14 protein-coding genes and 1 pseudogene are annotated in these 10,335 nt (G+C 44.1%); 8 read left to right on the top strand and 7 right to left on the bottom strand.

The window, feature by feature from the left end:
- Positions 1-523 precede the first annotated feature (523 nt).
- On the bottom strand, positions 524-2,911 hold the full coding sequence (locus MICAI_RS20905; protein ID WP_008206797.1) for an ATP-dependent Clp protease ATP-binding subunit: 2,388 nt from the start codon (positions 2,909-2,911) through the stop codon (positions 524-526).
- A gap of 276 nt (positions 2,912-3,187) precedes the next feature.
- A complete protein-coding gene (locus MICAI_RS26120; RefSeq protein WP_039900636.1) occupies positions 3,188-3,523 on the bottom strand; it encodes a hypothetical protein in 336 nt (111 codons plus the stop codon).
- Here MICAI_RS26120 and MICAI_RS26125 point away from each other — a divergent pair.
- From MICAI_RS26125 to MICAI_RS20935, 6 genes and pseudogenes are all read left to right on the top strand, one after another.
- The gene (locus MICAI_RS26125; RefSeq protein ID WP_157221775.1) at positions 3,522-3,698 is read left to right on the top strand and encodes a hypothetical protein; all 177 of its coding nucleotides are present in this window, start codon (positions 3,522-3,524) and stop codon (positions 3,696-3,698) included. The genes MICAI_RS26120 and MICAI_RS26125 overlap by 2 nt on opposite strands.
- Positions 3,695-3,979, top strand: coding sequence for a helix-turn-helix domain-containing protein (locus MICAI_RS20915; protein ID WP_008206799.1), 285 nt, complete (start codon positions 3,695-3,697; stop codon positions 3,977-3,979). The genes MICAI_RS26125 and MICAI_RS20915 overlap by 4 nt, the downstream gene beginning before the upstream one ends.
- 29 nt (positions 3,980-4,008) lie before the next feature.
- Positions 4,009-4,338, top strand: a pseudogene (locus MICAI_RS28025) (DUF6883 domain-containing protein).
- Positions 4,339-4,344: 6 nt separating this feature from the next.
- The gene (locus MICAI_RS20925; RefSeq protein WP_002765844.1) at positions 4,345-4,605 is read left to right on the top strand and encodes a DUF4926 domain-containing protein; all 261 of its coding nucleotides are present in this window, start codon (positions 4,345-4,347) and stop codon (positions 4,603-4,605) included.
- Positions 4,606-4,627: 22 nt separating this feature from the next.
- A complete protein-coding gene (locus tag MICAI_RS20930; RefSeq protein ID WP_008206805.1) occupies positions 4,628-4,855 on the top strand; it encodes a hypothetical protein in 228 nt (75 codons plus the stop codon).
- A gap of 268 nt (positions 4,856-5,123) precedes the next feature.
- Entirely contained in the window at positions 5,124-5,819 is a 696-nt protein-coding gene (locus tag MICAI_RS20935) for a hypothetical protein (protein ID WP_008206807.1), read from the top strand.
- A 333-nt stretch (positions 5,820-6,152) separates the two neighbouring features.
- On the opposite strand, the gene MICAI_RS20940 is transcribed toward MICAI_RS20935, so the two are convergent.
- Complete coding sequence (locus MICAI_RS20940; protein WP_008206809.1) at positions 6,153-7,106, bottom strand: branched-chain amino acid ABC transporter permease; 954 nt, start codon at positions 7,104-7,106, stop codon at positions 6,153-6,155.
- Positions 7,107-7,305: 199 nt separating this feature from the next.
- Between MICAI_RS20940 and MICAI_RS20945 the strand changes: the two genes are divergently transcribed.
- Positions 7,306-7,497: a hypothetical protein gene (locus tag MICAI_RS20945; protein WP_039900637.1), complete on the top strand. Its 192-nt coding sequence runs from the start codon at positions 7,306-7,308 to the stop codon at positions 7,495-7,497.
- A 275-nt stretch (positions 7,498-7,772) separates the two neighbouring features.
- The gene (locus MICAI_RS20950; protein WP_008206813.1) at positions 7,773-8,345 is read left to right on the top strand and encodes a manganese efflux pump MntP; all 573 of its coding nucleotides are present in this window, start codon (positions 7,773-7,775) and stop codon (positions 8,343-8,345) included.
- Between the two features lie 26 nt (positions 8,346-8,371).
- On the opposite strand, the gene queC is transcribed toward MICAI_RS20950, so the two are convergent.
- The 4 genes from queC to MICAI_RS27455 form a co-directional block, all read right to left on the bottom strand.
- The gene (gene queC, locus MICAI_RS20955; protein ID WP_008206815.1) at positions 8,372-9,064 is read right to left on the bottom strand and encodes a 7-cyano-7-deazaguanine synthase QueC; all 693 of its coding nucleotides are present in this window, start codon (positions 9,062-9,064) and stop codon (positions 8,372-8,374) included.
- On the bottom strand, positions 9,064-9,426 hold the full coding sequence (locus MICAI_RS20960; protein ID WP_002781773.1) for a hypothetical protein: 363 nt from the start codon (positions 9,424-9,426) through the stop codon (positions 9,064-9,066). Before MICAI_RS20960 ends, queC begins: the two co-directional genes overlap by 1 nt.
- Positions 9,423-9,740, bottom strand: a complete 318-nt coding sequence (locus MICAI_RS20965) for a hypothetical protein (protein ID WP_002736011.1) — start codon at positions 9,738-9,740, stop codon at positions 9,423-9,425. Before MICAI_RS20965 ends, MICAI_RS20960 begins: the two co-directional genes overlap by 4 nt.
- Before the next feature lie 178 nt (positions 9,741-9,918).
- Positions 9,919-10,335, bottom strand: a 417-nt coding sequence (locus MICAI_RS27455) for a hypothetical protein (RefSeq protein WP_232306248.1), incomplete at its 5' end; no start/stop codon positions are given.

Consider the following 10,335-nt stretch of genomic DNA (forward strand, 5'->3'; position numbering starts at 1 on the left):
CTGGATAAGAGTTTTAGACTTTTTTGAAATCCAAAAGTACCAGATATGGGAGTGATCAGGGGGAAATTCAGCTACTTTTTCCCTGAAAATTAGGTAATTGACCCCCTCAAAATCGGTAAAACCCGACAACCCCCCTGCCCCCCCTAGGGTCGTTTCATTCTCCGAATCTAATTCTTTTTTTTGTTACCCTTAATCGCTTATCAGGTAAGCAAAGCACGACGTTTTTAAAAATTTTCAGATATATATTTCCGAGAAATCGACTAAAAACTTTGCCAGATAAGGATTTGAGAGAATGACATTTGAGAGAATGAATCAGCCCTACTGCCCCCCCGATGTCGGGGGGGTTGGGGGGCCACACCCTGCCCCTAGGAAAAACTTTTTCAGCAGACCCTATTTAATCCTAGTTCAGATTCTTGACTTTCGTAGCGAGATGATTCCCGCTCCCCTAGAAGTTATTTTTCCTAGATGATAAAAATCGGGGTTGAAACATTTTCAACCCCGAAAAAAGCAATTTTTGAGGGGATTAACCCACTGGTTGTAACTGTAATTGCGAGAGAATATCGCTTTGCTCAGAGCGCTGATGACTAGAGACTGTCACCACAGCTTCAGCAGTTACATCTAATATCGCATGGTCTCCAGAATTGACTTTTCCCGATAACATCGCGACCGCTAAACTATCCTCTAAGCGTCGAGTTAAAGCACGACGTAAAGGCCGCGCACCGTAGCTAGGATCATAACCCTCATTGATGACCAAATCCTTAAAAGCGGCGGTAACTTGCACAGAAATGCCTTTTTCTGTCAATTGTTTGGCTAGATCTGCGATCAGAATATCAGCAATCTGGGTAACTTCTTCGCGAGTTAACTGTCGGAAAACGATAATTTCATCGAGACGGTTGAGAAATTCGGGACGGAAATATTGTTTTAACTCCTCTGTCACCCGATTAGATATCTGTTGGTAACGGGATTGAGCAAAATCGTCAGCAATCTCGAATCCTAAGCTCTTACCGCCTTTTTCGATGACTTTTGAGCCAATATTTGAGGTCATGATAATTAGGGTATTCTTAAAGTCCACCCGACGACCTTGGCTATCGGTCAAATGACCATCTTCTAACAGTTGCAGGAGAAGATTAAAAACATCGGGATGTGCTTTCTCGATTTCGTCAAACAAAACCACTCTATAGGGTTGACGACGCACTGCTTCCGTTAATTGACCGCCTTCATTGTAACCGATGTATCCGGGAGGCGCACCAATTAACTTAGAAACCGTGTGGGATTCCATAAATTCCGACATATCTAGGCGAATCATACTGGATTCCGAGCCAAAGAGTAACTTAGCTAAGGCTTTCGTTAATTCAGTTTTACCCACTCCCGTGGGACCGGCAAAAATAAACGAGGCAATCGGACGGTTAGGATTCTTTAAATTTACTCGCGCTCGACGAATAGCACGAGAAACGGCATTCACTGCCTCCTGTTGGCCAATAATCCGCTCGTGCAGTTGACATTCCAGATTTAAGAGCGATTCCGACTCAGTTTCAGTTAATTGGGTAACGGGAATACCTGTCCAAGCGGCGACAATTTGGGCGATTTCCTCCGCATCCACCACCGGAATTAAAGATTCGGGGTTAATTAGGGGTGATTCTTCGTTAACCTCCGCAGGACTTTTACTTTGTAGGGAATAGCGTAGATGGGTGCGGGATCCCGCTTCATCGAGAAGATCGATCGCTTTGTCCGGTAAAAAGCGATCATTGATATAGCGAGAGGATAGATTAACGGCAGCTTCGATCGCTTTTTGATCGTATTTTACCTGATGGAAATCCTCGTAGGTGGCTTTTAAACCGCGTAAAATCTCGATCGCCTGCTCTTTAGTTGGTTCTCCCACCATAACTGGCTGAAAACGTCTTTCTAGAGCCGCATCTCGCTCAATATGCTGTTTATACTCATCGAGAGTAGTTGCCCCTAAACACTGTAACTCGCCGCGAGCTAAAGCAGGTTTAAGCAAGTTAGAAGCATCCATAGCTCCTCCCATGCTACCAGCACCCACAAGAGTGTGAATTTCATCGATAAACAGGATAATACTGCCCGATTTGCGAACTTCCTCCACCACACCCTTTAAACGTTCTTCAAAATCGCCGCGAAAACGGGTTCCCGCCAGTAAAGACCCCATATCGAGGGCAATTACCTGTTTATCCTGCAAAAGTTCGGGAATATCGCCACTATGGATGCGTTGTGCTAACCCTTCAGCGATCGCTGTTTTCCCCACCCCCGGCGCACCGAGTAAAATCGGGTTACTTTTGGTACGACGGCCTAAAATTTGGACAACTCGCTCGATTTCTGGCTCTCTACCGATTACAGGGTCAATTTTGCCATTTTTGACCTCTTGGCTTAAATTGCGACCATATTGGGCTAAAATCCCGCCTTGGGGAGCATTTTTCTGGTCTTCATAGTCACTCTTTGCCGTGAAGCGACCACTAGCGACTTTTTCCCCGGCATTTTTAATTAAAAGTCCGCGAAGTTTGATCAAATCAACACCCTGCATAATTAAAATTTTAGCGGCTAGGGATTCGGGATCGGTGGTGATAGCGAGTAATAGATGTTCAGGTGCGATCGCCTGTTCCCCTAATTGTCGAGCTTCCTGAAATGCTTGCTCGAACATCTTTTTCGCTTTCGGGGTAAAAGGGATATTAACGGGACTGTAACCGGTGCCGCGGCCGGTCATTCCTTCAATCAGGCGGCGACTTTCGTGCAGGGTGACTTTTAAATCCTTGAGAATTGAGGCTGCGGTGGCGGTGGCTTCTCCTATCAATCCTAACAGTAAATGCTCCGTACCCACGACACTGTGACCGGTACGACGGGCTTCCTCTTGGGCGAACATCACCGCTTTGATAGCTTTCTGGTTAAAGTATTCAAACATGATCGACGGCTTCCTGGCTACTGGGCTTTATCTGTTACTGTAACGTTTTCTTTACATTAGCCGGAAGGGGGATATCCGTATCAGTAGGGTGGGTTAGGGGACAGGAGTGGGGAGTGGGAATTATGAATTATGAATTATGAATTATGAAGTGGGGTGATGGGGGAGTGGGGAGACCACTTCGTGCGCGTTGCGGGGGGAGACCACTTCGTGCGCCTTGCGGGGGGAGACCACTTCGTGCGCCTTGCGGGGGGAGATGATCGTAACGAATTTGCAGGTTCAGCCGGAAATATGGGGAAACTTGCCAATATTTCGCCAATCGAAGGGCGGTACTCCCAGTGATTTCCGGGCGACCGTTGACGATCTCGTTAATCCGATTGATGTACCATATAACTGAGAAGGTAAGGATTGAAAAGGCTGCCAGCCAAGTTTTTTCGAGCCGAAGGTGGGTCGGAGCCAGTCAAAGATTGGTGGAAAACTCTCAGCCGTGAAGATTGCCGGATTATTGGCAGCGATATCAAGGACGTAGAGTTTAGCTTTCCCATCGGCTGCCCCTGTGCCGTTCACTTTCCGGTTATCAAGACTTATGGGAGGTGCGGAGTAGGGGCAATTCATGAATTGCCCCTACGGGCAGACGCATCACGCGGGTCATCTTTTACATCAGCCGAGGGGAGATGATTCTGCCGCACGGCAACATCGGCGAAGTCCCAAAAACCCCAAAACGGGAAATCTAGTAGGGGCGAACGGCCGTTCGCCCCTACTAGCGCAAGAAGGAACAGGAAAAATATGACCGCTAACCCCCATACTGGCTCCGATTTCGATGCTTTTCTCAAAGAAGAAGGTCTTGAGGAGGACTGTAGTGCGGTGGCACTCAAACGGGTGCGGTTGCGGCAGTTGGCTGAGGAGATGAAACGGATCTCTCTGACGAAAACGGAGATGGCGGCGCGGATGCAGACCAGTCGGGCGCAACTTGACCGCCTCCTCGACCCCGAAAAGACGGGCGTTTCCCTCGATACTATCCAACGGGCGGCTTCTGTGGTGGGCCGCCAATTGCGAATCGAGTTGCTCTGAGGGAAGTCAGAAAGTTCGGAGTGCCGCAGATGAAATTACCCAACGGGGAACTGGCAGAAATCTCGATGGAAAAACTGATTGGCTATTGCTTAAATCCAGAACATTCCAGAGGAAAAAATCAAGCCAGAGTCTTTCGCTCTCGTCTGGGAATAACTGCCGAGAACGCTGAGGTTTTGCGATCGCTCATCTCACAGGCTGCCCTGGAGGGGTAAGTTGTGCAACAAGCGGTCACGGAATTCGGCCAGCAGTTTAAAGTGGATTGGACGATACCAGAACGGGAAGGAACACAACTGCGAACTATCTGGGAAATCGGCTTAATTAATCCCAACCCTCGCCTAATTTCTGCCTTTATCCAGTGAACTACCATGAAAGACATCAAACTTTTAGATCCGGTTGCCATCCTCAACTCCGTCCCTCGGGAGCGATTGACTTTGGTTGAGCCAGATTATGAGGCTGTCCCCAGCTTGCCAAGCGGACAGGTGGGAACAGTGGTTGAGGTGTATGAAAAAGGTTCGCGCTATCAATATTTAGTGGAATTTTCTGACAGTCAGGGGCGGGAATATGCGATGGCTATTCTGCCAGGCGATGAGCTTCTGGTCTTGCATTATGAACTGGAGGCGGCGTGAATTCTGCTTAAGGGAAAACGCTATGGCTCAAGTAAAAGTTTTCTATGAACCAGAAATGGAATTACTCACTGTCTTCTGGCAATCCCCCAGAAAGGAGCAGATTTGTACTGAACTGGGGGATGGGGTGATTTTAATTAAGGATTCCACCAGTGGCGAGCCGATTGGCTTGGAAATTCTCTCCTATCGCCCTGGGGACAATCGCTTTGATGCGGTGAGCGTCGAATTGGGGCATTTGAGTCCCGTCCGTTGATATTGGTCGTTATTCGGGTTGTGCTGTAACTCCAAACTCATCTGAGCGTTGAGGAGGCGTTTCCTGACGGAAGGAGGGGATGTCCCTATTGTCCCAGGTGAATCGCTGCCAGGGAGCAAAATCTAAAGATTTAGTAAAATGTAGCGTAGGATACTGTTATGGGGGGAGTGTGTGTGTCGTTGCTTTTAATACTATTTTAGGGTTGGGTAAGACTATTGCTTAACCCGACCTACGCAAGCAGCAAACTCCTTAAAGGATAAAGGTAAAAATGAACAGACTTAATCGAGCATTGATATTGAGCTTAGGTCTTACGGTAGTTTCTGGTGCCTTAGCTTCTAAACCTGTACAAGCAGCTTTAATTTCATTTAACGATACCACTCTAGGGAACGGATCATTCTCCTGGTTACAGCCAGGATTTACACTCTCAGCATCAGCATCGTCTGGAGGAGTGCTTTCAAGCCTACCTTCTGGTGAATTTGCAGGCCTTTGGATTTCCCAGTCACAAACGGCATCAGGCGTTTATACGCTAACATTTTCTCAGTCAGTTACTTTAGCAGAATTTCAATTTGATGCTCTTAGTGGAAATGGTCCTCTTCCTGTTGAGACAATTGGTAGCTTTAGTATCTCCTCTGGTTTGCCTGCATTAAGCTATGTAAACCTACAGAACACTGTGTTTGATGGGAGTACAATCACTCAAGTAACTGGAGTGGACAATGGCAAAGGTATCTTGACTGTAACAAGTGCCTCACCCTTCACTTCTTTATCTTTTGTTCATAGTCAAAACCCAGGTCAAAATGGTTTTGTTATTGAGAGAGTTACAGTTGACACGACAGTCACGACGATACCTGAATCTTCCTCTACCTTCGGACTGATCGCCCTCGGTACTCTAGGCGCAGCCTCAACCCTCAAGCGTAAACTGAAGTCCTCTAAATCCACCGGAAAAGAAACCACAAAAGTTGGCTAAATTGCTTCTAAAAATACGACCATTGCCACCCCTTTATTCAGTCAGACCAAGTTTAGAGTAAAACTCGTAGGTTGGGTTGACGCAAGGAAACCCAACAACTTCCCGGAATATTTTCACAATCTTGGTTGGGTTTCGCCTTTTGAGCCGATTGGTAATACCTGCTCAATAATGATAGCTCAATCCAACCCACGGCCTTATCTTTACATTAGCCAGAAGGGGGATATCCGTATCAGCAGGGTGGGTTAGGAGACAGGAGTGGGGAGATGGGGAGTTTTTTGCTGTGAACAGTAAACAGTAATCAATGAACTGAAAACTAAAATCTGATCACTGTAATTAGGAATCAACTTGACTAAGAGAGGAACGTCTTTTAAAAGGCATTATTTTTTTGATTAATTCAGGTGTAATTAAGCCTTGGGGATAAAAAATTGTTCCCAAAACGATTAAAATTCCAAAAATAATCAAACGACCATCGCGCAAGAAATTCCCCAACCAAATTGGTAAACCATTCACGCCGCCGAGGGCGCGTAAAACTTCGGGCAAAGCAGTTAAAACAATGCCTCCCACCACCGGACCGACAAAAGTTCTTGAACCACCAATTAAAACAAAAGCCAAGAAAATAATACTAGAATCAAAGGTTCCTTGACGGGAATTCCAAGTATTGAGAAAATGGGCGCTTACCGCTCCCACCACTGCCGCTAAAACTGCCCCGAAAGTGAAGGATAAAACTTTGTGATAGGTGGGATTAATTCCCATGGCCGCAGCTGCCAATTCATCGGCACGAATGGCATTAAATGCCCGACCAATTTTGATGTTTTCTAACCGGTAGAGAAACAGCATAGTTAGGAATAAGAGGGGCAAAGCCAGCCAAAGGTAGCCTAATTGAGTGGTGAAAGGTTGGGGGATGGCGAAAATACCGACCGCACCGCCGGTTATCTCGAGATTAAGGGCAATAATTCTCAAAATTTCTACCCAGGCGATTGTGGCAATAGCTAAATAAATACCTCGCAAACGGAGAACAGGAATACCTAAAATTATGGCTAATATTCCCGCAATAATGCCAGCAATTAACATTTCTAAAAAGACCAAAGCCAGGGGATAATTGCCACCGGTATTAGTAAAAACTTTCGTGGAAAGAATGGCGGCCACATAACCCCCTAAAGCGTAAAAACCGGGGGTTGCTAAGGATAATTGACCGGCCATTAAGGGCAGATAAACTGAAATGCCTAAGCTGGCTCCAAATATCATTGAAACAATTAAAAAACCATAGGTGGTAAAAAAATCAGCCATATTTTCAGTGAGCGGTTATTGGGGGCTTCAGTTAGGGGAGTCAATTAGCTAATTTTATCACCGTTCTCTCCCACCTCATTCTCCGGTAATTCTCGAAATTATCATAATTTTTTACTTGGCACTTTTCCTATATGGTAGCGTTCGCCACCTTAAAAGCAGACGGGATGATCGATGATGGGAAAAAGTATCTTTCTTAACTTTGTCTGGGAAAAAATTCAGGGGAATTTATGAAACAGCAGCATTGGTTACTCGGACTCCTACGGCTGAATTTCCCGATAAAATGGCAGTAGCGAGCGAAAAAGTCCTAGAAGCTGAGGATATTATCAGTTTTACCCCAGAAGCAATCCATCAGGTCGAGGCAATCGGTCAGGAACCGGTAATGTGGTTTTAAACGTTTTCAATTCGATCCTCTCACTAATTAGGTAGCTGGTTATAATTAAATTAAAAATGGATTTTAGGTTCGATCCCCCCTGCCCCCCTTGATAAGGGGGGTGCCGATCCCCCCTTAATCCCCCCTTGATAAGGGGGGTATCTGACAACTTTTAACGCCTACCTAATTAGGTTAGAGAAATGATAGATAAATGAGAGGATCATGAGAGAAATATGAAAGTTTTTTGGGGAAAAATTAGTTAAGATAAGGGGAAATTAAAGGATAAACAACTATAGATGTTTACTTCACTCGAACTTTTAACCACTTCCTTTGTTGCCGTGGGATTAGCCGCCGATGCCGTGGCCGTTTCTCTGACCAGTGGCCTGATGATTCGTCATATTCATGTTAATAAGGCTCTGAAAATTGCTTTGTTTTTTGGGGGATTTCAAGCGATTATGCCGATGATTGGTTGGGGGATCGGCCTAACCTGTCGCGATTTCCTCGCCTCTTTTGACCATTGGATCGCTTTTATTATTTTAGGGGCGATCGGCAGTAAAATGATCTACGAAGCTGTTCAAAATGACGACGAAGAAAAAAAATTTAATCCTCTAGATTGCTATACTTTAATCGGATTAGCGATCGCTACTAGCATCGATGCTTTGGTAGTTGGTTTGGGTTTATCGATGATTAAAACTCCCTTACTTTTAGCTTGCACTGTCATTGGTTTTATTACCTTTGCTTTATGTTTTATAGCTGTTTTTATCGGGCATAAATTCGGTAATTTATTTAGTCAAAAGGTGGAAATTCTCGGCGGTTTAGTTTTAATATTAATCGGCAGTAAAATCCTCATTGAACATTTAATTGCCTAGATTATCTCCATTTTTCACTATCCTCCCTATTTTCCCCGGCTGTTTTTCAACAGGGCAGTGGCTAATTCGGGATAACCGGCCTCAATTAAAGCCTGATCTCTGATGCGACAGGAATCGCATAAACCGCAGGGTTCAACTTCTCCTTGATAACAAGACCAAGTATCAGCAATGGGAACCCCTAAACTAACGGCACGACGGACGATATCTACCTTACTATCCATCACCAAAGGGGCAATTAATTGGGGTGCTTTCCCTTCTAAACCCGCTTTCGATGATAAATTAGCTAAAGTTTGAAAGGCATCTAAATACTCGGGACGACAATCGGGATAACCGGAATAATCCACCGCATTAATTCCTAAATATATCGCCTCCGCTTCCCTTGCTTCCGCTAAAGAAAGAGCGATCGAAATAAAAACTGTATTTCTCCCCGGCACATAGGTAATCGGGATAATATTCGGGTTAATTCCCTCTTGGGGAATAGCAATAGATTGATCGGTTAAAGCGGAACCTCCCCACAAAGATAGATTGACTTCGATCAGATGATGTTCTTTAATATCGAGAAAATTAGCAATTTTTTTCGCCGCCGCTAATTCACGCTCGTGTCTTTGTCCATAACGAAAGGAAAGGGCAATTAATTGATAACCAGCCGCTAAAGCGATCGCTGCTGTTGTCGCTGAATCTAATCCCCCAGAAAGTAAAATAATCGCCTTTTTTGTCATTATCCTAATGTCACCTGTGTTTGTTGATAATTAGCTACTAAGATAAATTGTTTGAGCCACCGCGAACCTAACAAAATCTCCTTAATTGCCTCCCCTGCAAAGACGGGAATTTCGTATTCCTGACCATCAATTCTTACTCTGCCTAAATATATATCAAAAAATGCTTCTCCTTGAGCGGTTATCAATTTATTTTGTCGCAAAAAACGCCAATCAAGACTGTCAGCATCTTGACTATTTATGGCTAAAAACTCGGTAAAACCCGTATCCAGCATAACTTCTGCGGGTAGAATCAATCCATCATCGCCAACTAAATCGATATCAAAATAAATTTGTCCTTTGGTTCCAAATCTCCCTTCAATCATATTCTGCCACTAACTCCAGTTTCATTAATGCCAAAGATATGATGGATTTTGTCGGGATATTTTGCCCTTGCTTTTTTACTGGCCACTTCTTGATCGGGATCGATAAAATAATCGCCGCTATCGGGTTCGATCGCAATGTACCAACCATAATAATGTTTCATTAACCGGGGCTGTAAACTCTGAAAAATCGGCCAACAACGATGATAAAATTCTAATTGTCGGGCGCGATGTTTGGCCTTTTCTTCCTCTGTAGATTGAATCTCCGGAAAAACTCGACCACGACGCACTACTCGTTCAGAATTGTTGTTAGACATAGTATTTGACCTCTTGTTAGTAAATTAGGGGTTGGGAATTATGAATTATGAATTATGAATTATGAATTATGAATTATGAATTATGAATTATGAATTATGAATTATGAATTATGAATTATGAATTATGAATTATGAATTATGAATTATGAATTATGAATTATGAATTATGAATTATGAATTATGAATTATGAATTGGGGAGTGGGGAGAATAAATAAAAAGTAATCTCCTGACTTGAAAGAGGGTGTAGGGTGTAGGGTGTGGGGTGTAGGGAAGGAAACCTCTTTCATCTGTGGGGGTGAAAATTTTTTCATCGAGACTGACTCCTGATAACTGATAACTGATAACTGACTCCTGATAACTGATAACTGATAACTGATAACTGATAACTGATAACTGATAACTGACTCCTGATAACTGATAACTGACTCCTGATAACTGATAACTGATAACTGATAACTGATAACTGATAACTGATAACTGATAACTGATAACTGATAACTGATAACTGACTCCTGATAACTGATAACTGATAACTGATAACTGACTCCTGATAACTGATAACTGATAACTGATAACTGATAACTGATAACTGAT

Source organism: Microcystis sp. T1-4 (genome assembly GCF_000297435.1).
In the GTDB taxonomy this organism is placed as follows: Bacteria; Cyanobacteriota; Cyanobacteriia; order Cyanobacteriales; family Microcystaceae; genus Microcystis.

What these genes read in the sequence shown, in the direction of transcription:
- MICAI_RS20905 (WP_008206797.1), bottom strand. Translation starts at nt 2,911, where the DNA reads ATGTTTGAATACTTTAACCAGAAAGCTATCAAAGCGGTGATGTTCGCC.
- MICAI_RS26125 (WP_157221775.1), top strand. Translation starts at nt 3,522, where the DNA reads ATGAATTGCCCCTACGGGCAGACGCATCACGCGGGTCATCTTTTACAT.
- MICAI_RS26120 (WP_039900636.1), bottom strand. Translation starts at nt 3,523, where the DNA reads ATGAATTGCCCCTACTCCGCACCTCCCATAAGTCTTGATAACCGGAAA.
- MICAI_RS20915 (WP_008206799.1), top strand. Translation starts at nt 3,695, where the DNA reads ATGACCGCTAACCCCCATACTGGCTCCGATTTCGATGCTTTTCTCAAA.
- MICAI_RS20925 (WP_002765844.1), top strand. Translation starts at nt 4,345, where the DNA reads ATGAAAGACATCAAACTTTTAGATCCGGTTGCCATCCTCAACTCCGTC.
- MICAI_RS20930 (WP_008206805.1), top strand. Translation starts at nt 4,628, where the DNA reads ATGGCTCAAGTAAAAGTTTTCTATGAACCAGAAATGGAATTACTCACT.
- MICAI_RS20935 (WP_008206807.1), top strand. Translation starts at nt 5,124, where the DNA reads ATGAACAGACTTAATCGAGCATTGATATTGAGCTTAGGTCTTACGGTA.
- MICAI_RS20940 (WP_008206809.1), bottom strand. Translation starts at nt 7,106, where the DNA reads ATGGCTGATTTTTTTACCACCTATGGTTTTTTAATTGTTTCAATGATA.
- MICAI_RS20950 (WP_008206813.1), top strand. Translation starts at nt 7,773, where the DNA reads ATGTTTACTTCACTCGAACTTTTAACCACTTCCTTTGTTGCCGTGGGA.
- queC (WP_008206815.1), bottom strand. Translation starts at nt 9,064, where the DNA reads ATGACAAAAAAGGCGATTATTTTACTTTCTGGGGGATTAGATTCAGCG.
- MICAI_RS20960 (WP_002781773.1), bottom strand. Translation starts at nt 9,426, where the DNA reads ATGATTGAAGGGAGATTTGGAACCAAAGGACAAATTTATTTTGATATC.
- MICAI_RS20965 (WP_002736011.1), bottom strand. Translation starts at nt 9,740, where the DNA reads ATGTCTAACAACAATTCTGAACGAGTAGTGCGTCGTGGTCGAGTTTTT.